The organism is Flavobacterium bomense (assembly GCF_003970355.1).
Genome location: NZ_RYDJ01000001.1, coordinates 187,884 through 209,706, shown reverse-complemented (window position 1 = coordinate 209,706; position 21,823 = coordinate 187,884). Strand labels below are relative to the sequence as shown.

Genomic DNA, 21,823 nt, shown 5'->3' with positions numbered 1-21,823 from the left:
TTTCCAACATCTGTTAGGCGGTAGTTGATAAAATGAGATATTAAAACAAACCATTAAAACAAATCACCAACTTGATTATTTTTAGTTATTCGGCACCATCAATAAGAGCTCTTGCAACTGCAAAGCCACCCACTTTTTCGCCTAATTCAAGTCCTTTTTCACAATCGCTTCTATAATGAATGCATCCAAACATTCTGGAATCCGAAGCTTCTTTTGCCATAGCTACAAAACCTTGTGCTTTTGCAGGGATGAGATGTGATAAAACAACATAGGCCGCACCGCTGAAGGTAGAATGACCTGATACATAAGCAGGGAAATTTGGAATCCCGGTTAATGTTTTTATAGACGGATCTACTTGGGACGGTCGGGGGTTAAAGTACGTGTATTTTGCGTCCCAGCAGCAGATCGCCGCATCCATCATAGCAATATTTAGCAACGCTAGATTTCGTGCCCAGCGCACCTCACTATAATTGAGTGCTACAAATGACTCTGATGCAATTGCATTCCAATGTCCCGGTGGCGTATAAGTTCCTACTCCATCAGCCCAAAAAGTAACAATTTCCATGTTTTTTCTAGTGGCATTTTTTCCATAGCTTTTTACTTCAGCTAATTCTTTTGCAAATTGTTCTGATTTTGTAGATGGTGGTGGAATCGGGCGGCTGGCCACAACCATTTCTGGAGTCATAAGGAATGATTTTACTTTTCCAAATAATGGTAGCATTGGAGGTCTTGCTGGTATATCTAATGATTTCCATGGAGTTTCTCCGGTTGCTGCCGTTTGAGTTTCCAGTTGTGTCCAAAGCGCTTGATTGCCAATAGCAGCTGCTGTTCCGTCAGCAGTAGCTCTGGCGATAAATTTGGCTGCTATTTTTCTGCCTAGAATAATTCCGGCATCCACATCACTGCGAACATTGGCGCCACTAATAATGCGATATAATTTTTGTTCCGCTGCCTTTTCTTGTATGTAAGCGATTTCTGTTGGGAATAATAATTTTAATAACTCAACCGTTACTCCTGCTAAAACAGCATCTTCAGAGGGATAGGAAGGCAAGTTGCTTTTTGGGATTAAAACCGGTAATGTAGCATCAACCGTAAAAGGTGCAGCTCTATTGTACAGTTTTTTATAATGCCAAGTTGCTATCATCGCATCGTATTGCGCCGCACTCACATAGGCATACGCTCTGGCTGCATAAGGCGGATTTGAGAATGGAAACTGCGGATTCGCAAACGGATTTGCTCCAGATGGTGCAGGGTAGGTTCCGTCTTCATTTTGATACGGCGGTCGATTGTGTCTTGCCACTAATGTTCGCATGATTTCATTCCAACGCAAAACTCCTCCGGTACTCCAATATTTTATGATGTTTCTTTGGTCTTCCGTGATGTTTGCCTGATAGCTTTTTATCTCATTTATTTCTCTTGTAAAAGCCGCTGCAGTAGTTGCTATTGGTGCATCCAAAGAGAACTCATCCGGAGTAGTCAGTAAGAATGTTTTCCAGGTCCCTGCTAATTCGTCTGTATTGATAGGATTTAATTGAGGGAATTGCTCGTTGCGTTCTGTTAGCTCATCACTGCAAGATTGGTTCACTGCAAGAAACAGAACCAAAAGACTGTAATAGGCTATTTTTTGTGTTTTATTTTTCATTTTCTTGTGCTGTTTTTTTTAAATTAAGGATGTAAAATAAACCACCGTAGAAGGTGTTTGATTGGCCAATATTTCTACCTTCCGTAACAAAATTGCACCCCCCAATAAGAGATAATCCCGGAATTTTCTGGAGTGTGTATTTAGTATTCACGCCAATTTTTAAGGCATTCATAGTATTGCTCGGGAAAGGCATGTTGTTGGTAGTGATGTCAAATCCTCCGGATTGCGATACCCAATTGTCCAGAATCGCTTCGGCTATTAATCTAGTGGAACGATAGCCAATTCTCAAGTTTACAGAAATTGCATCTGGCATGTCTACTTCATTGGTGTAATGCATTTCGTTTGTATAGTAGGAGTTTCGGTCAACGGTTATATTATCTCTTTTTACATAAGCGGCTGATATAGTGGTAAAAAAATGACCTCTTTGATAATCACCCATGATTCGTAAAGAAGCTGTCTTGCTTTTTAGGCCAAGACTCAAGGGTAAATAATCAGCTGAATAATCAGTAACCGGAGCCGAAAGTCCTCCCAAAGCATATAACGAGTAGGTAGCTTTACCAATTGTTTTTTCAAATGGCATGTATTTTACTGTTAGTGAAATATCTTGTAATCCTTTTTTGCCTTCCATTGTTCCAGCACTTGCATGTGTATCCACGTAAGGAAGACTGAAAATAATATTCAATTTATCAGAAACACCATAGTTTCCCATTAGAGCAATTGATTTTGTTGAAACAGTACCCAGATTAAGATTTTCTCTTTTAAAGGTTCCTTCCCAATACTTATCCCAGCTGCTATACTGGTAAACGGCTCCAAAACAAAAATTATTTTTACTCATCATAATTCCGTCAATCTCGGTTTGGGCATTTATAAATAGAGGAACCAATAGCAGGCAGTTCAGATAAATTTTTTTCATTAAAAAATGGTTTTTGGTTAATGGTTTTAGCCTTTTTTAGAATGGATAATGGTATAAAATAGTACAACAACAACTTTTTACCTAAGAAGGTCTGAGTTAAAAAAATAGTGATTGTTTGTCAAGTAATATCGCTGTAAAACAAGATTTGTTTTTGGCTTCAGCCAAAAAATCTCTTTGAATTTACAAGGCTAAATGCATTGATTAAGGGCGTTTTTCAAACAGAGAACTGTTCTATAAATCCATTTAAGTTATGGTCCTAAAGGCTAGTTGTACAAAGTATACCAGAATAGCAATGCAAAATGGCCTATCAAATTATTCACAAAAGTGAATTCAGAAAACACAAAAACCTGTTTTGTATTTATAAAGGGCATAATTTCTATCGAAAGGGTGTAATAAATGTACAGATGTAGCTAAAGTAATCATGAATTATCTTGACTTACAAAAACCGGATAAAAGCGAATGATTCCACTAAAATGAATGAAGATTTAAACGAAATCAGGTGGTGAATACGAAATGGAAGTGTACCCGGAATCTAACGCCTGGTTTGGCGTAATGATAGGTTCAGCAGAAAGTATCGCTGTTTTTGGATAAAAAGCTACGCAAACAGTATTATTTGGAATATAATCTTGAAGAAAAGACTTCATGAGTTTTTTAACCGGAGACTCTTTAGAGGAAGATCCATTAAATAATTGATTGTCAACAATATCTTTTAAATCCTGGTTTATTGCATCTTGATGTGCATTGCGCAGGTAATACAAACTTAGTATGTTATTTTGAATTCTTTTCTTGAAAATATGATACCTTTTATTGTTGATAACCACATCTTCATTGACGTACTCAAAATCAGTGTCTTCAATAAAAGAATATAAAGTTGCATTCAATTGGATTACTTCAAACTCTGTATCATGTCTTTTTTCCATAGTAGATACCCACGCTTGCTCTTCTTGATAAGCAAACATCAGATAGTATCCCATCACGTTGTAAAACAACGTTACTATTAAAAAAAGTGATGCAATTCGTTTCATATTTGCCGAAAGTAGAAAACTATTTCATAGGTTATTATCTTCAATATTAATTTTAAGTTTTTTTTAACACAATTTTATAAAATTACAAAACGAAACCGTTTTCGGAAAAATTTGTAGATTTTTTTTTAATAGTTGTTTTTTAATTGTTAATTTTTATAGAATTATATTTTTTTGAATAATGAAACAAGATTCTGTATTAGAATTTCTATTTCAAAATTCATTAACTGGAAGAAATTAGTAAACAAAAATGGCGCAAAATCCATAAACCAAAAAAGATGCTTATTTTTGTGGACTATGAAACATTTCCCAGAAAATCTATCCGCTAAACTTGAAATTCGAAAGCAAAATAATGCGTTGCGAAAATTGCCTTTATCAAGTAAAAGAATTGATTTTTCTTCCAATGATTACTTGGGATTTTCACAATCAGAAATTATATTTAATCAGACGCACGAGTATTTAATTACGAATACTATCATTCAAAACGGGGCGACCGGTTCCCGATTGTTATCCGGGAACCATAAGCTGTATCAAGAAACAGAAAACTGTATTGCCAGTTTCCACCAATCAGAAACAGCCTTGATTTTTAATTCGGGTTACAATGCCAATATTGGTTTTTTTAGTGCCGTTCCACAAAAAGGCGATTTGATTTTATACGATGAATTGTGTCATGCTTCTATTCGGGACGGAATCCAACTGTCGAATGCCAAAGCCTATAAATTCAATCATAATGATTTTGAGGATTTAGAAAAATTGATTTTACGGAATCCAAACACTATTATTTATATCGTTACTGAATCTGTTTTTTCTATGGATGGTGATTGTCCCAATTTGGAAGAATTGGTTTTGATTTCAACTAAATATAATTGTTATCTTGTTGTGGATGAGGCGCATGCTTTGGGCGTTTTTGGTGAAACAGGCGAGGGATTGGTTCAAATGCAGGGTCTACAAGAACATGTCTTTGCTCAAATTATGACTTTCGGGAAAGGACTGGGATGCCATGGAGCCGCGATTTTAGGCTCGGTTGAATTGAGGGATTATTTAGTAAATTTCTCCCGCAGTTTTATTTATACCACAGGGCTTTCGCCACATTCTGTTGCTGCGATTTTGGTTGCGTACCAGCATTTAGAAAAAGATTCGGCTTCAATTTTAAAATTAAGAGAAAACATTGTATTTTTCAATCAGCAGAAAAATTTATTGAGTTTAAAACCACTTTTCGTCCGAAGCAAATCGGCAATACAATCGGCCATTATTCCCGGAAATGAAAAAGTAAAAACCATCGCCAGTCAACTGCAGGAAAAAGGATTTGATGTGAAAGCTATACTTTCGCCAACGGTTCCCGAAGGGCAGGAACGCCTGCGTTTTTGCATTCATAGTTACAATTCGACGCAAGAAATTACGGAAGTGTTACATTTGTTGTGCACTTTTCTTTTTTAGCCAGCGGATGCTTCGGATTTCAAGGATTAAAACAGATTAGTGCATTAACGTACTTCTTGCTGTAATTATGGGTTTACTTTTGATTGCAGATTAATCCTGAATTCAAATAATCAAAAAAGCATAAAGAATACGGGTGAATTGTATTGTAAACTATCGATACTTTATTAGGAAAGAAGCGATTAGTATTTAAACCTAATATGGTTTGTAAATTAATTTTTTATTGTACGTATTTTAAGTGCTTAAATTGGTCCTTATTTAACGCATCGCCTATATTTTCTTTCTCATTCTCGCCACAGGAATATCAAGTTGTTCTCTGTATTTTGCAATCGTTCTTCTCGCGATGGGATAGCCTTTATCTTTAAGAATTTCAGCCAATTGATCGTCTGGAAGTGGTTTTTTCTTGTCCTCTTCCTCAATTGTATTTTGAAGGATTTTCTTAATTTCCAATGTCGAAACATCCTCGCCTTGATCGTTTTTCATGGATTCCGAGAAGAATTCCTTGATCAGTTTCGTGCCATAAGGCGTTTCTACATATTTGCTGTTTGCTACACGTGAAATCGTCGAAATGTCAAGACCTACCATGTCGGCAATATCTTTTAAGATCATTGGTTTTAACTTGGTTTCATCGCCATCCAGAAAAAACTCTTCCTGATAATGCGTAATCGCATTCATGGTTACAAAAAGGGTTTCCTGACGTTGGCGTATCGCATCGATAAACCATTTAGCTGAATCCAACTTTTGCTTTATAAACTGCACTGCATCTTTTTGCTGTGCCGATTTGTCTCGGGAATCCTTATACGTTTGCATCATTTCCTGATACTCTTTAGAAACGTGCAGAGAAGGAGCATTTCGACCGTTTAAAGTCAGTTCCAGTTCACCGTCTACAATTCTAATGGCAAAATCAGGAACTACGTTTTCTGTTATTTTATTGTTTCCGGTAAAGGATCCTCCTGGTTTTGGGTTCAGTTTTTCTATTTCGTGAATTGCTTTTTTAAGCTGCTCATTTGAAACATTGTATTTTTGTAACAGCTTGTCATAATGTTTTTTAGTGAAAGCATCAAACTGATTTTCGATAATGTCAGTGGCCAGTTCTACGGATTCTGTCGGTGTTTTATGTTTCAATTGTAACAACAAACATTCCTGTAGATCTTGTGCGCCTACGCCGGATGGTTCCAGTTCATGAATTACCTGCAGCATTTTTTCGACCATTTTCTCATCGGTATAAATGCCTTGCGTGAATGCCATATCGTCTACCATATCAGCAACACTGCGACGAATATATCCCATGTCATCAATACTTCCTACAAGGAATTCGGCAATATCACGCTCTTCATCATTCAGGATGAAGGTATTCAACTGATTGATTAAATCCTGATGAAAACTCACAGGCGCGGCAAAAGGCGTTTCGCGATCATCGTCATCATCACTATAATTGTTAGCCTGCGTTTTATAATCCGGAGTTTCGTCATTGCTTAAATATTCGTCAATGTTGATGTCTTCGGCGTCAATTCGCTCTGATTCCGCATCATCATAATCGTCATAATCTTCGTTTTCGAATTCATCCTTTTCATACTCATCTTCTTCTTTTCCAGTTTCCAAAGCTGGATTCTCGTTCATTTCTTCCAGTAAACGCTGTTCGAAAGCTTGCGTAGGCAATTGAATTAACTTCATCAACTGAATTTGTTGAGGAGATAATTTCTGTGATAATTTTAAATTTAAGAATTGCTTCAGCATTTTTATTGTTTAATCGGTTAACCGTTTATTTGTTGAATCGATTAACCGAATAACCGACTAACCGAATAAACTTTTTTAAAACTCCGCATTCATTGGCGTTCTTGGAAAAGGAATTACGTCACGAATGTTTGTCATTCCTGTTACAAACAATACCAATCTTTCGAATCCAAGTCCAAAACCAGAGTGAACCGCTGAACCAAATCTTCGGGTATCAAGATACCACCATAATTCTTCTTCATCAATTCCTAAGGCTTTCATTTTTTCAACCAAAACATCAAAACGCTCTTCTCTTTGAGAACCGCCCACGATTTCTCCAATCCCTGGGAAAAGGATATCCATCGCACGAACCGTTTTTCCGTCTTCGTTCAAACGCATGTAAAATGCTTTGATATTTGCCGGGTAATCAAACAAGATTACCGGACATTTAAAGTGTTTTTCCACCAAATAACGCTCGTGTTCTGATTGTAAATCAGCTCCCCATTCGTTGATGATATAGTTAAATTTTTTCTTTTTATTAGGCGTACAATCCCTTAAAATATCAATGGCTTCGGTGTACGAAACACGTTTGAAATTGTTTTCCAAAACAAAGTTTAGTTTGTCCAGCAAAGCCATTTCGCTTCTTTCCGCAACTGGTTTCGATTTCTCTTCATCCAATAATCTTCCTTCCAGGAATTTCAAATCCTCAGGACATTTTTCCAAAGTGTATTTGATTACATGCTGAATAAAATCTTCGGCCAAATCCATATTGTCGTTCAAATCATTGAACGCTACCTCTGGCTCAATCATCCAAAATTCAGCAAGGTGACGCGAAGTATTCGAGTTTTCGGCTCTAAATGTTGGTCCAAAAGTATAAATCTGTCCCAAAGCCATGGCAAAAGTTTCTCCTTCCAGTTGTCCCGAAACCGTTAGGTTCGTTTCTTTCCCGAAGAAATCTTCTTTGTAATTCACTTTTCCATCTTCGGTTCTTGGCGTTCCGTCAAATGGCAAGGCGGTAACTTTAAACATTTCACCGGCACCTTCGGCATCTGATCCGGTGATGATTGGTGTATTCACATACACAAAACCTTTCTCTTGAAAATAACTGTGAACTGCATACGACAATACCGAACGTACACGCATTATAGCTCCAAACATATTAGTACGCACTCTTAAATGCGCATTTTCCCGCAAGAAATCCAAGCTCGGTTTGTTCTTAGGTTGTATTGGGAATTTCTCCGCATCTGAATCTCCAAGGATTTCCAGTTTAGCTACCTGAATTTCAAATTTTTGTCCTGCACCTTTGCTTTCTACCAAAGTTCCGGTTACAGATATTGCTGCTCCAGTGGTAATTCTTTTCAAGGTTTCATCTGGAGTGTTTTCAAAATCGACAACACATTGTATATTATTGATAGTCGAACCATCGTTCAACGCGATAAATTGATTGTTTCTAAAAGTTCTCACCCATCCTTTTGCATTCACTTCATGAAGCGTCGTGGTACTGTTTAGTAAGTCTTTAACTTTTGTATGTCTCATTTTAGGGGTATAATTGATATTAAAAATTGTCTGTAACTGAACTGCAAATATAAATGATTTGTTTTAAAAGTCATTGCGAGGAGTGAAGCAATCTGGAGCTATTTCCCGCTTTCCGTTGCAATCTTTTTATTTTTAAAGAAAAAATAAAAAGGATTTACACTGCAATCAGGGCTAGGGAGTAGTGAAAGTACGGTTTTTGAAGATCTTCTTTGAGAATAAATAGGATTGTGATTGGTAACTGAAATGCTTTAGTTTTTTGATTACATAAATGAGAATATTTTCTGGTAATTAATTCTTGGTATTTTGATAGGCACAATCTCGCCTCAAATACCAGCAGTACAAAACTTAAAATCATGCTCCTCAAAGTTGGAAACTTTGAGGAGCATGATTTATTGGTTTGAATCTAATTCCATCAGTAAAAAACTAAAAGTTACATCCTAAAAGTTAGAAACTTTGCGAAGCAGAAGAGCAGGAAAATTCAAAAATGGGAATGTAAGTTGAAAAATAAATTTTATGATTCTTAATTATTGTTAATTTTCTTTAGTAGATTCAGTTTACTATTGGCAATAGAATCAATTTTTGAAGTTGATTTAGTAATTAATGAGTCGAGTTTTTTTACTTTAGCTCCTTCTTTGTTGATTATAGAATCAAGGGAATTTACTTTCTTCAACTCTTTATTAACCAGTGAATCTAACTTTTCCGCCTTGGCATTCAACTGATTGATTTTTTCTTCAGCTTGTTTTGAAATATCACCGCAGGAAACAAGTACGCCGGTTAACGTAATTAAGAGAAAATTGCTGTATTTATGTTTTTTCATGACCGCATTGTATTAATTTAAATTAGTATCGATTGCCAGATAAACGGTATTCTTACGATACCTTTCTGGGAGTTAAAGTACGATATTACTTTGAATAATATAAAATAATATTCAAGTACAGTGTATATAAACTTTACTTATTTTTTTGCTCTAAATCATCAATCTCGGCATCACTTGGTTCGATGATGTCAATTTTGGGTTCGATAAAATCTTGTTCGTTGGCCAAAGTTTTATTCAAGGTCAAGACTAAAGCTGGCAACAACATCAAATTGGATAGCATTCCGAATAATAATGTTAGCGAAATCAATCCGCCAAGTGCTATTGTTCCGCCAAAACTGGACAACATAAACACCGAAAATCCAAAGAACAACACGATAGAAGTATAAAACATGCTCAGGCCGGCATCCGTAAATGTGGCGTAAACGGATTTGCGAATTTTCCAGTTATTTTTCTTTAATTCCTCGCGGTATTGCGACAGAAATCTTACGGTGTCATCCACCGAAAGACCAAACGCAATTCCGAAAACCAATATCGTCGACGGTTTCAGCGGAATGTCCAGAAAGCCCATGATTCCTGCGGTTAGCATTAACGGCAATAAATTAGGAATGATAGAAACCAACACCATTTTGAACGAACGGAACATAAAACCAATCAAAAGTGCGGTCAGGAAAAAGGCGAAAGCCAGCGACGAAAGTAAGTTGTCCAGTAGGTAACCGGTTCCTTTTTGGAAAACTAAAGCTTTTCCGGTGATGGTGACTTTATATTGATCTGGCGGGAAAATTTTATCAGCTTTCTTACGAATTTCAGCTTCAATTTTGGCAATATTATCGCCATTTTCATCGCGCATAAAAGTCGTGATTCGGGCAAATTGTCCAGTGGAATCTACATAGCTTTTCATCAGATTATCTTTCGAGTTTTTTGTAGCATTTTTAGCATACGACAAAATAAACGACTGTTCCTGTGACGTTGGCAATTCATAATAGTCTGGGTTTCCGTTATAATACGCTTGTTTGGAATATTTAATTAAATTGACAATAGAAATGGGTTTTGACAATTCCGGAATTTCATCAATGGTTTCCTCCAGTTCTTCCATTCGCCTAAGCGTAGACAATTTCATAACTCCTTTTTTGCGTTTGGTGTCAATCATGATTTCGAGGGGCATCACTCCATCAAATTCTTTTTCGAAGAAAACAATGTCTTCAAAAAAGGCTTCTTTTTTAGGCATGTCTTCAATTAAACTACCGGAAATGCGCATTTCGTAGATGCCTACAATGCTAATTACTAAAAGAATAACAGAAACGACATAAATTGAAAAGCGATTGTATTTTACGTTTCTCAGAATCCAATCCATAAAAACCTTCACATAATTGCGGTCTAGGTGTTCGATGTGGCGCTCTTTCGGGGCCGGAATATAACTGTGAAAAATAGGGATGACAATGATGCATAAAAAGAAAAGTGCCATAATATTGATAGAAGTCACGACGCCAAATTCCAGTAACAATTGATTATTAGAAGCCACAAACGTAGCAAAACCTATGGCCGTGGTGAGATTCGTCATCAAGGTTGCCATTCCTACTTTGGTAGTGACACGCTGTAATGCTTTGGCTTTATTGTGGTGAATTTTATATTCCTGATGGTATTTATTGGTCAGGAAAATACAATTCGGAATTCCGATTACGATGATTAATGACGGAACTAAAGCGGTCAAAACAGTGATTTCGTAGTTCAGTAATCCTAAAAATCCAAAAGACCACATTACCCCAATAATGACAATTACCATTGATATTAACGTCGCCCTAAAACTTCTAAAAAAGAAAAAGAAAAGCAGTGAAGTAACTAATAGTGAAGCTCCAATGAAGATACTTATTTCATCGGTGATGGTTTTTGCGTTTAGCGTCCGGATGTAAGGCATGCCTGAAACGCGCAGGTCGATTCCGGTTTCTTTTTCGAATGTTTCGACTGCGGGAACTAATTTATCCAGAATAAAATCTTTTCGGGCTGCTGTGTTTACAATTTTTTTATCCATGTATACGGCAGAGCGAATGCTTCCCGATCTTTTGTTGAAAAGTAATCCTTCGTAAAAAGGCAAATCATTGAATAGTTCTTTTTTGATCTTTTGAAGATATGCCGGATCAAGAGTTTTGCTTTGGTCCACAAAAGGAACGAGTTCAAAGGTTTGCAGCGAATCATTTTTTTGTAATTTCTTTAAGTCATTTAACGAAATTACTAAATCTACCGCTTTGTCTTCTTTCAGCGTATTCATCATTTTGCTCCAGGAAGCATAGGCTTTTGGGGTAAATATGGAGTTATCTTTTACACCGATGATGACTAGATTTCCCTCTTCGCCAAATTTATTTAGAAAAGCGTTGTACTCAATATTTACAATATTGTCATCTGGTAATAAATTGGCTTCGGTAAAAGTGAAATGGATATTTTTCCATTGTAGTGCTAAAAGCGCTGTTATCACAACAATAATGGATAACATCAAAATTCTATTTCTGAGGACAATTCGCGCTATTAATTCCCAGAATCCTAAACTAAACCACTTAATCATAAGTCAATATTAAAGGCGGTAAAGGTAGTCAAAACCACTATAAATCATTTATTTTAAAAGAAACTTTTTGTTGTTTTACCGGGCTAATTATACCCTTTTTTTATTTTACAATAAAATAATTTTGTGGCATATAAATTATACATTTGAATTTCTCATCTTTGTTTCTTTAAAGTTGGGAAAGTCCATATAAAAACAAATATGAAGAATTATAAAAACACACTATTTTATTTAAGTGTTACTGGCGGTTTTATAGCACTAATGTATTGGATTATAACTAAAGGGAAGCATTTAGAAGTTGCAGAAACGATAGTGACACCAGAAAGTGGAAACGGTTCCTGGAGTGATTTTTTAGCGTCGATTCAGCATAACTTCCAAGATCCTTTGGCTATCCTTTTGGCGCAAATTATTACGATTATTCTAGTTGCTCGTGTTTTTGGCTGGATTTTCAAGAAAATTGGTCAGCCTTCAGTAATTGGGGAAATTATTGCGGGTATTGTTCTAGGACCATCCTTACTGGGATTGTATTTTCCGGAATTTTCAATTGCTTTATTTCCTGTTGAATCGTTAGGAAACTTAAAGTTTTTGAGTCAGATAGGACTGATTCTTTTTATGTTCGTGATAGGGATGGAACTCGATTTAAAAGTGCTGAAGAACAAAGCAAATGAAGCCGTGGTAATCAGTCATGCGAGCATCGTCATTCCCTTTACTCTCGGGATTGGTCTGGCTTATTTTGTGTACAATCGATTTGCTCCTGAAGGAGTTAAGTTCCTTTCTTTCAGTTTGTTTATGGGAATTGCGTTGAGTATCACTGCTTTTCCAGTTCTGGCCAGAATCGTTCAGGAACGAGGAATTCATAAAACAAAGTTAGGCGCTATTGTTATTACATGTGCTGCTGCTGATGATATTACGGCTTGGTGTATTCTGGCAGTGGTCATTGCGATCGTGAAAGCAGGAACGTTCGTGAGTTCCTTATACATTATTATGTTGGCGGTACTTTATGTTGTAGCTATGATTTTTATTGTAAAACCATTTCTAAAAAGAATTGGGGATTTATATGGTTCCAAAGACAGTATTATAAAACCAGTTGTGGCGATCTTTTTTCTGGTACTTATTATTTCCTCGTATGCTACTGAGGTTATCGGTATTCATGCTTTATTTGGAGCGTTTATGGCGGGAGCCATTATGCCAGATGTTCCAAAATTCAGGACCATATTTATAGAAAAAGTAGAGGATGTGGCGTTGATTCTTTTACTGCCTTTATTTTTTGTATTCACAGGTTTGAAAACTGAAATTGGGCTGATCAATGATCCGTATTTGTGGAAAGTGACCGGTTTTATTATTCTGGTAGCGGTAGTAGGAAAATTTTTGGGGAGTGCATTGGCCGCCAGATTTATAGGGCAAAGTTGGCGGGATAGTTTGACAATTGGCGCTTTGATGAATACCAGAGGTTTGATGGAATTGATTGTGTTAAACATCGGGTTGGAGCTTAAAGTGTTGACTCCTGAAGTCTTTACCATGATGGTCATTATGGCTTTGGTCACTACTTTTATGACAGGTCCGGCCTTAGATCTCATCAATTATATTTTTAAAACTAAAGATGGGGTTGAGATTTTGGAACCATCAAATGATAACAAATACCGAATTTTAATTTCATTTGGAAACAATGAAAAAGGAAAATCGTTGCTTCGATTGGCCAATAGTTTGATAAAAAAACAGAAAAACACTTCCAGTGTTACCGTCATGCATTTGTCTTTAAGTGATGAGGTACATACTTTTAACATGGAAGACAAAGAAAAAAATAGTTTTTATCCTATTGTTGAAGAATCCCATCTCCTGAAACAGGACATCACCACGATTTTTAAAGCAACGATGGATATTGAAACTGAAATTGCCGATGTAGCCAATCAAGGCGACTATGACTTGTTATTGATAGGTCTAGGGAAATCTATTTTTGAAGGGACTATTCTTGGAAAAGTAATTGGCTTTACCACACGGATCATCAATCCGGATCGTTTGATTGATAAGTTTACCGGCAAAGAAGGCTTGTTTGAAAACTCGCCCTTTGATGAAAGAACCAGACAGATTATTTCTAAAACCAAGATGCCAATAGGGATTTTGATCGATAAAGATTTACAGCACGTAAACCATATTTTTATTCCAATTTTTAGCCCTGAAGACTCTTTTTTGATTGATTATGTGCAAAAATTAATTTACAACAACAATTCTAAAATTATTCTTTTGGATGTAAATGGGCATCTTACGACTAATTTTGTCATGAAGAGCGCTATTGATTCTTTGGAGCAAAAATACCCAAATAACATTGGTTTGATAACCGATAAAATCATTAAAAAGGAATTTTTAGATCAGCAGGATTTAATGGTAGTCAGTCTTGAAAGTTGGAAAGACTTGGTGGACTCCAGAAGCACTTGGCTGAGCGGCGTTCCTTCGGTATTAATTTTAAAACAATAATATGAACTGGATTTTATTAATTTTAGGAGGTCTTTTTGAAGTGGGTTTTGCCACTTGCTTGGGCAAAGCCAAGGAAAGTTCCGGAATGGCAGCCACATTCTGGTTGTGCGGATTCTTGATTTGTCTGGCAATAAGCATGGGATTACTTTACAAAGCCACACTCACTTTGCCTATAGGCACCGCATACGCGGTTTGGACTGGAATAGGAGCAGTGGGAACCGTATTGGTTGGAATTTTTGTGTTTAAAGAACCAGCTGATTTTTGGAGAATATTTTTCATCACTACTTTGATCAGTTCTATTATAGGATTAAAATTTGTTTCGAGTCACTAAAGTCCTATATTGAGAACGAAGCTTATTTTGACAGCAATATTATCTTGAAATTTACTCAACTGATTGGGTCCATACCGGTAAAACCCACCTAATCCAAGTCCTTTGTAAATTTGATTTAGTTCGATTCCCGATTCGAAATACCCTTTGTTCAGTGTCTTATAATCCAGTCCGATGTGCTGCTCCGGGTTTTGTAAATTACCCCAAGCCACGCGGGATACAATGACTAAAGACGGTTTTATTTTTTTGAATAATGTGACACGGCTAAACCCGTGCTTGAATTGAAAATAGGCATATTGACTGGAGAAAAACTCATTGAAAAACATGGTTTCAAAACTGTTTTTGCCTGAAAAAGTGATCCTTTGAATGATAGTTTCTTTGGTAATATTATTAGGCGAGGTGTTGTACAAATGAGTTAAGGGTATTGCGCCAAAAGAATATCCTGCCTCGAAAAGTAAGCTTGTTTTTTGACCGTTTAAATATTTTTTTTCATACTCTGTTTTAAAATCTATTTTGCTAAACTCAAAATCATTTTGCCAGATCTTGGGGAGGGATTGGGTGTATTGAAACGTAAATTTAGGAAAACGTTTTTCAACCTCAATTCGTCCCGTAGGCGTTTGCATATAATCACTAAATGGATTCCAGCGCAAAGAAACCATCGCAGTAGTCATCACGTAATTAGGATATAATTTTCCGTTTAAATTGAAAATATAATTGAATTGTGGCTCCACAGCCGTTCTAGAGAGTTCCCATAAACTTTCGGTTTTTGGAATGATTTTAGTCTCTATAAATGTTTTCCAAGTTACATAATTATAAAAAGTACTGATGTTTATTGGTCTGGGATCATAAATTTTAAAAGGCTTTTTGTCAATTGCAAATACGGTACTGGCAATTTCTCGAAGATCATCCGTATAGGAAACTCCTATCCAGGAATTAGTAAATTTCCCTACACGTGCTGCTATTCCTAAGTTATACTTAAAATCATTATCTTTTGTTCCGTAAGCGGTGTATCCTTCGACTCTGAAATTTTTTGAAAATCGTTCGTTTGTAGTGCCCCCAATTCCCAATCTAAATCCTTCGTAGTTATTATAGCTAAACAATTTTCGTAAGTCTAAATCGAATTTTCCTATAGGTAAATACCCGTTGATAATTTTCCTGCCAAAACGGAGGCGGCTTTCAATTCTTTTTTTGATCGAAATACTGTCGAGTGCTTGATAGGTCTTTTTGCTTCGGCTGTCTAAGCTGTCTTTTCTGTAAGTGTCCCAAAAAGCTTCTGGTTTATTAATCGCATCGTCTTTGATTTCGATAGTGACGGCTGATTTTTTTATTTGGATTGGAATGTTATATTGGATTTCAAAATTGTTGGTTTGCGACAATAAATAGGTGAAATCCGAGGCTGTTTTTTTTCGTTCTTTAAAATCGTTTTCTACATCACCATCAAATTGAATCGTTCCGCCAAGGATTTTTATATCGTCATCATTTTTGCCCTTTACAATTTTAAAGGTTTTGTCCGTTGGAAACCATAATTTTTCACTGGGAATGTACTTAAAGTTATGAATTCCACTAATGTCAAGAACGCCTTTTATGCGCATTACTGCTTTGGCGACAGCAAAATTATTTTGGTCAATATAAAGTACGCCTTCCAGTCCTGACGCTCTTCTTTTTTTCTTATTCTTGAAGTAAATCATGTAGGTGTTTCTGCCGTCAATGATCAGGGAATCCAACAGTTTATAGTTGTAATCTTTTAGGGCATCATTGGCAATGGGGCTGTTGTACTTGGTCTCAAAAAGTTCGTAACGGGAATCGTAAATAGAGAAGGACTGCAAATTAAATGCAATGATTTCATAAACAGGTTGCTTGAAACCCGCCATTTTGGTACCTAATATAGTTTCTTTTAATGTGCTATTAGCAAATTGATATTGTGATACTTTTTCAGTTTGAAACAGATGTTGCTGACGTACGATATCTTTAAACTTATACTCGGAAGAGTCAATTTTTGAGAACTGATCACCGCTTGATTTTTGGACAAAAACAGAATCGATTCTCCCGTCAATGGAGTCAGGATTTGCGCTTACAATGAGTTTATTATAGGATTTAAACTCGAAACTGTAGAGTTTTTTTTGGGGGTTATTATTGTCTTTATTTTCGATCGCCTTTCGGATAATTGCCAAAGCTGGGTTTTCGTCTGGAACCACCACTTCATTCAGATCATCTGTTTTTTGAGATAGCATGACCACATAATAATTTTTGTTTTTTTCAAGGGTAATTCTGGCTTTGGTGAAACCAATATATGAAACATCAAAGGCTGTAAAGGGAATTGGAGTAACGATACTAAACTTCCCATCGACATCAGAGATGGAGTTTATACCGTCAGTTGTAGTAATCGTGGCAAAAGGCAATGGTTTATTGGTTGTAGACTCTTTCACAATTCCATTGACTTGAAACTGCGCCTGTAGCGAAAGCGTTAAAAAAAAGAAGAACACACACAATTGCTTCATAAATAGGGTTTACTGCAAAACGGGTATAATCTCATTTTGGTATCGCAAAAGTAACAATAAAAAAATCCGTTCCCCTAAGCGAACGGATTTTTAATAGGATTTGAAAAGGAATTACACTTTCATGATTTCAGCTTCTTTAACCACTAAAAGTTCATCTATTTTGCGGAAATAACTATTGGTTAAGTTTTGAACTTCTTCTTCGGCACTTTTGCAAATGTCTTCTGATGTTCCGTCTTTTTCTAATTTTTTGATCTCAGTGTTAGCATCTTTTCTGGCATTTCTGATACCCACTTTAGCGTCTTCGGCTTTCTCCTGCTTGCGCGAGCGTCCCGCTCGTGAACACAATCTATATTGTCACATACTTTAATTTTAAAACACTACCACAAACCAAAATTATATTAATCTACAGCAGGCATCAAGATCGGGACGCTCGCTCCAGCAGCGGGGAAACTCCCGGCAGCGTGGGTTTTTTTATAAGATTTGAAAGGGAATTACACTTATGTTTTTTTATATATCCGAGCGGTCAAGCATAATTTATAAAAAAGGCAGCTTTAGAAATACTCTAAAACTGCTTTAATACTTATTCTCCCATACGATAAGAACTCGACATTGAAACTCTATACAAAGAAATTTTGTCTTTTTTTCGTTCATCACAATCGATGATGTAAATTACACTATTTACAGAAAAAGCATCGTATCTGCTTTTTTTTATACCGTATTTTTGAAAAAAATCTATTCCAACAATATTGTTTTTATGCTTCTTCAGAAAAGATTTCTTTTCGAATCTAGGCGAATATTTTTTGGCCGTCTCTGTTGAATTATCTTTAAAATCAGGTTTAGTAAAATATAAAGAACCTTCGTCTTGACTTTTATCAAGTGTAATTGTATAAAAACGATAATCTGCCGAACCCTCTTTCGTCTGATTAACAGATTTTTTAAACTTTACGTAAACAGTATCAAGTTTTTTGATATACTCAATATCTTGTGCATAACTATGAGAACAGCAAAAAAATATAATTAAAAAGGCTAATTTTTTCATATTAATAAACTTTAAGTTAGCGGTCTAATTCAGTTTTACCAGCATCAATATAATTTTGGTGTAACCTAAGAGCATCTGATGGGTTAGGAAGATCTTTTTAAAACCGCTTGTTTCATTCAATCCGTTTAAGCTTAAATTCCCAGCTCGCGCGAGCGTCCCGCTCGTGAACACAATCTATATTGTCACATACTTTAATTTTAAAACACTACCACATACCAAAATTATATTAATCCTTAATAGGAATTACGAGCGGGACGCTCGCTCAAGCAGCGGGAAAATGTTTTGCATCAACGTATTTTATTATTCCAACACCGGACAAACATTCATCGAATTAACTTCATATAAGAGAACATTGACTTTTTTCTTTACGGTAAAATCAATAATATAAAATACTTTTTTTGTGTAAACAACTGACATATAATGTCATTCTGCTCATATTTTTTTTTAAAATTTATTCCAATTATATGTTTTTTATTTTTTTTAAAATGATTTATTTACTTTCCTAACTTCAGAGACAATATTTGCTTCTTTTTTTTTCAATTTTTAAACTTTGGGTGTTGAAAGTAAAGCCCGAACTTTGCGGGTAAAACAAAATTGTAAGCGCCCTCTCATCAAAATTATTTGGTTGAATTCTAGTATCAATAGCGTATTTTTTTTCGTTGTTTTTTCCTTTGAATTCAATATAAATAGTTTCGGACTCTTTGAGAGAATTATAGTTTTGGCTAAACACTTTTATAGAAAACAGTAGCACTAGCAATAAGTAAGGTCTCATGATATGATGATTTGGTTTATGAGCAAGGTTCTTTTGCAGTCAATGTTTTGCTTTAGTAACAATAGCACTAATTTTACTCTCCCATCATATATGAACTTGATATTGACACTTCATAAATAGGAATTTGTCCATTTTTCTCCTCTGATCTGTCAATTATGTATATTACTTTACATTTTTCAAACGCTTCATAATAGCTCTTGAAAACGCCATATTTTTTAAAAAAATTTACTGAAATTATCCTTTTCTTGTTTTTCCTTAAATACGATTTTTTGATAAATCTAAAATCTGATTTGTCACCTATTTCTCTTCTTGTAGTTGAGGGGTAATCACTTACATTAAATTGTAAATATTCATCCTTGTTTTTTTCTTTAAATTTTATAATATACCATCTCTTAAACCCTGGATTATCTTTAGGTAGAACGGTCTTAATTTGCGTAGCGCTTTCTTTGAAGTCTACATATATTGTATCTAAGTTTTTGATTAAAGAAATGTTTTGGCAATAAGTAATACCAGAAACGAACAAAAGCATTATGTATAAGTTTTTCATATTTCTATCTATCTAATTCTATTTTTCCTGCGTTAATATATTGATTTAAGAGGGATTGTGCATCAGTGTCTTTAGGAAAATCAACTTTAAAACAACTTGTTTCATTTAGTCCACTTAAACTTATATATTTATAAAAGTCTAGCCAATTAAAACTAGTAGAAGTCATTGGATTTGTTGTCGGATGCATTGTATACTCTTCCAAGATTGTTCTTTTTGGTCCTGTCGTTACCAAATCTCTTATTTCTCCTAAAACTTTTTGCATTGTAGGTATCATTTTATTATACATGAAATTATGCTGTTCATTAGCTGTAGGATATTTATTATTTAATGCTTCAACAAAAGTAAACCCTACAGCAGGATTAGCTGCTTTTGAAAAAAGATAAGCATGAATGCATTCGTGTAATATTGTTTTTGCATTTTCAATATTGGTTTGGGATTTTGTTGTTCCTGCAATGAGTATTTGTTTACTAATTTTTATCGTCAAATTTTTGGTAACAGGATCTTCACTTGTGGTGGCATTAGCTTCTGGTTTAGAAGTATCATTGTCTTCATATACTCGATCGGCTATCTCAAATTTAACATTAAATCGTTTACTATCGTGGAAAATATCTAAAAACAGTTTTTTAAATTCAGCAGACGTTTTTAATGCATCGAATAATTCATTGAACTTCTGATTTTCGGGTTTTGTAGTATCATAGGGAATACTTGAACAATCAATATTCATTGGTGATTTAAAAGAAGACTCAATATCGATTTTTAATGAAGAGTCTCCACTTAATGGTGTTATTATTTGTAAGGAAAATTCTTTACTTTCATCGCTCCATTTGTTGTCTATTTGATATTGGATAATTTGATTGTATGAATTAGGGTTGTCAATAGCCCATTGTTGCTGCTGAAAAGAAAGACTGTTATAAAAAATCACAGTATTCTTTATATCAAAACTATTTTCTGCACTCAATATAGGGATTGTAATATATTGTTGATAATTCTCCGTATATGTATCCTCTGTTGGATAATCACTATTGTCGTAGCCGCCACCACCTCCTGTACCGTAGGGATCGCCAAAACCACCATCACTTCCTGTTGAACCACTTGTTCCACCACCACCAGTACTACCACATGCATCAGGTGTTAATACTTTAACTGTTCTTATATAAAGGGTTGAAACTTGACACGACGCACCGGGTAAATGATGTTGTGTACTACCTTGATAAGGTGCTGAACACCATAATTGTTCTACATATACGAAACATTCTGATTCTGTGGTTCGGTTCTGTGGTTTGTTGTTATTAAATTTAGGTGCTTTTTCTAAACGATTCATTTGAATTTTACCTTCAAAATTCAATAATTGACCTTCTGATAATATAATATTATTAGGTATATATTTTAAAATGTATGCTCTTGGATTAGTATTAATTTCTTCTTGTATAACTAAATTTTCAAAACTTAAATTATCAGTAGCATTGTTTCTTTTTATTGCCATTGTATAAGAAATAATATTATTTAATTTAATTTTTTTTACATTGTCGTTAGTGATGATAAAATCGTTTTGTTTTTTGAATGCATTTTTTTTTGTAATCAAATTTCCACCTACTTTTTCAACTAAGTCTTTAAATTTAGAATCTTTTGCCAAAAGCTCTTCAAATTTCATTTCAGTAATAGTTGCTTTGCCAATTGAAGCATCAATATTTTCCTCATATAAATCTTCACAACAACTAAGTAAAATTAAAACCAAGCCAAGGATAGTTGTCCTGCATAAATAGTTTTTTAGCTGTTTGTTTGTTTGTTTTCATAAAATTTTTAAATGTTAATATTTCATAAAAATAAGAAATATTTTATAAATTATAATACCCACTTGTAGTGATATTTACAAAAAACAGAAAACCCGTCCAATTATACTAACGGGACGGGTTTCAATAGGTGTTGAGGTTGTTTTACACCTTCATGATTTCAGCTTCTTTAACCACTAAAAGTTCATCTATTTTACGGATATAACTATTGGTTAAGTTTTGAACTTCTTCTTCGGCACTTTTGCAAATGTCTTCTGATGTTCCTTCTTTTTCTAATTTTTTGATCTCAGTGTTAGCATCTTTTCTGGCATTTCTGATACCCACTTTAGCGTCTTCGGCTTCAACTTTGGCTTGTTTGGCAAGATCACGTCTTCTTTCCTCAGTTAGTGCAGGAACACTGATGATAATTACATCACCGTTATTCATTGGGTTAAAACCAATGTTGGCCACCATAATTGCTTTTTCAATCACGTGTAGCATGTTTTTTTCAAAAGGTTGCAACGTAATTGTTCTTGCATCAGGCACACTGATTTTTGATACCTGCGAAAGCGGTGTTGCCGATCCGTAATAATCAACAAAAACACTTCCCAGCATGGCAGGAGATGCTTTTCCGGCACGAATATTCAAAAATTCTTTTTCTAAATGTGCAATAGAACCGGTCATGGATTCCTTGGTGCTATCTAATATAAATTCAATTTCTTCAGTCATTTTTTTAGGTTTTGGGTTTTGGGTTTTAGAAATTTGGAGCA

General features: G+C 35.2%; 15 protein-coding genes and 1 pseudogene. 3 read left to right on the top strand and 13 right to left on the bottom strand.

The genetic code is table 11. The features are described from left to right. Nucleotides 1–85: 85 nt before the first annotated feature. The 3 genes from EKL98_RS00890 to EKL98_RS00880 all read right to left on the bottom strand — a co-directional run bounded on the left by EKL98_RS00890 (nt 86) and on the right by EKL98_RS00880 (nt 3,580). Complete coding sequence (locus EKL98_RS00890) at nt 86–1,642, bottom strand: phosphatase PAP2 family protein (protein WP_126561310.1); 1,557 nt, start codon at nt 1,640–1,642, stop codon at nt 86–88. Then, on the bottom strand, nt 1,632–2,555 hold the full coding sequence (locus EKL98_RS00885; protein ID WP_126561309.1) for a transporter: 924 nt from the start codon (nt 2,553–2,555) through the stop codon (nt 1,632–1,634). Before EKL98_RS00885 ends, EKL98_RS00890 begins: the two co-directional genes overlap by 11 nt. A 485-nt stretch (nt 2,556–3,040) precedes the next feature. Then, nucleotides 3,041–3,580: a hypothetical protein gene (locus EKL98_RS00880; RefSeq protein ID WP_126561308.1), complete on the bottom strand. Its 540-nt coding sequence runs from the start codon at nt 3,578–3,580 to the stop codon at nt 3,041–3,043. A gap of 294 nt (nt 3,581–3,874) precedes the next feature. On the opposite strand from EKL98_RS00880, the gene EKL98_RS00875 reads away from it, so the two are divergent. Next, nucleotides 3,875–5,014 carry an aminotransferase class I/II-fold pyridoxal phosphate-dependent enzyme gene (locus EKL98_RS00875; protein ID WP_126561307.1) on the top strand — a complete coding sequence of 380 codons (1,140 nt, stop codon included), beginning with the start codon at nt 3,875–3,877 and terminating at the stop codon, nt 5,012–5,014. A 267-nt stretch (nt 5,015–5,281) separates the two neighbouring features. Here the strand turns inward: EKL98_RS00875 and rpoN are convergent, their stop codons facing one another. The 4 genes from rpoN to EKL98_RS00855 form a co-directional block, all read right to left on the bottom strand. Then, on the bottom strand, nt 5,282–6,748 hold the full coding sequence (gene rpoN / locus EKL98_RS00870) for an RNA polymerase factor sigma-54 (RefSeq protein ID WP_126561306.1): 1,467 nt from the start codon (nt 6,746–6,748) through the stop codon (nt 5,282–5,284). A 75-nt stretch (nt 6,749–6,823) separates the two neighbouring features. Next, complete coding sequence (asnS, locus tag EKL98_RS00865; RefSeq protein ID WP_126457974.1) at nt 6,824–8,260, bottom strand: asparagine--tRNA ligase; 1,437 nt, start codon at nt 8,258–8,260, stop codon at nt 6,824–6,826. Nucleotides 8,261–8,780: 520 nt separating this feature from the next. After that, nucleotides 8,781–9,077 carry a hypothetical protein gene (locus tag EKL98_RS00860; protein ID WP_126457980.1) on the bottom strand — a complete coding sequence of 99 codons (297 nt, stop codon included), beginning with the start codon at nt 9,075–9,077 and terminating at the stop codon, nt 8,781–8,783. A gap of 133 nt (nt 9,078–9,210) precedes the next feature. Continuing rightward, nucleotides 9,211–11,631: an efflux RND transporter permease subunit gene (locus EKL98_RS00855; protein WP_126561305.1), complete on the bottom strand. Its 2,421-nt coding sequence runs from the start codon at nt 11,629–11,631 to the stop codon at nt 9,211–9,213. Nucleotides 11,632–11,829: 198 nt separating this feature from the next. Here EKL98_RS00855 and EKL98_RS00850 point away from each other — a divergent pair, with 198 nt between their 5' ends. Then, nucleotides 11,830–14,100, top strand: a complete 2,271-nt coding sequence (locus EKL98_RS00850; RefSeq protein WP_126457986.1) for a cation:proton antiporter — start codon at nt 11,830–11,832, stop codon at nt 14,098–14,100. Nucleotide 14,101: 1 nt separating this feature from the next. After that, complete coding sequence (locus tag EKL98_RS00845; protein ID WP_126457989.1) at nt 14,102–14,431, top strand: DMT family transporter; 330 nt, start codon at nt 14,102–14,104, stop codon at nt 14,429–14,431. Here the strand turns inward: EKL98_RS00845 and EKL98_RS00840 are convergent. The 6 genes and pseudogenes from EKL98_RS00840 to frr all read right to left on the bottom strand — a co-directional run bounded on the left by EKL98_RS00840 (nt 14,428) and on the right by frr (nt 21,782). Continuing rightward, nucleotides 14,428–16,926: a DUF5686 family protein gene (locus EKL98_RS00840; RefSeq protein ID WP_126561304.1), complete on the bottom strand. Its 2,499-nt coding sequence runs from the start codon at nt 16,924–16,926 to the stop codon at nt 14,428–14,430. The genes EKL98_RS00845 and EKL98_RS00840 overlap by 4 nt on opposite strands. Nucleotides 16,927–17,037: 111 nt before the next feature. Continuing rightward, nucleotides 17,038–17,235, bottom strand: a pseudogene (locus tag EKL98_RS00835) (ribosome recycling factor); the annotation flags it as partial. 271 nt (nt 17,236–17,506) lie between these two features. Beyond that, nucleotides 17,507–17,965 carry a hypothetical protein gene (locus EKL98_RS00830; RefSeq protein ID WP_126457998.1) on the bottom strand — a complete coding sequence of 153 codons (459 nt, stop codon included), beginning with the start codon at nt 17,963–17,965 and terminating at the stop codon, nt 17,507–17,509. A gap of 845 nt (nt 17,966–18,810) precedes the next feature. Continuing rightward, nucleotides 18,811–19,284 (bottom strand): hypothetical protein, encoded by a 474-nt coding sequence (locus EKL98_RS00825; RefSeq protein ID WP_126458001.1) that lies wholly within the window; start codon nt 19,282–19,284, stop codon nt 18,811–18,813. A 4-nt stretch (nt 19,285–19,288) separates the two neighbouring features. After that, the gene (locus tag EKL98_RS00820; protein ID WP_126561302.1) at nt 19,289–21,019 is read right to left on the bottom strand and encodes a hypothetical protein; all 1,731 of its coding nucleotides are present in this window, start codon (nt 21,017–21,019) and stop codon (nt 19,289–19,291) included. A 199-nt stretch (nt 21,020–21,218) separates the two neighbouring features. Beyond that, on the bottom strand, nt 21,219–21,782 hold the full coding sequence (gene frr / locus EKL98_RS00815; RefSeq protein ID WP_126451955.1) for a ribosome recycling factor: 564 nt from the start codon (nt 21,780–21,782) through the stop codon (nt 21,219–21,221). Between the last annotated feature and the right edge of the window lie 41 nt (nt 21,783–21,823).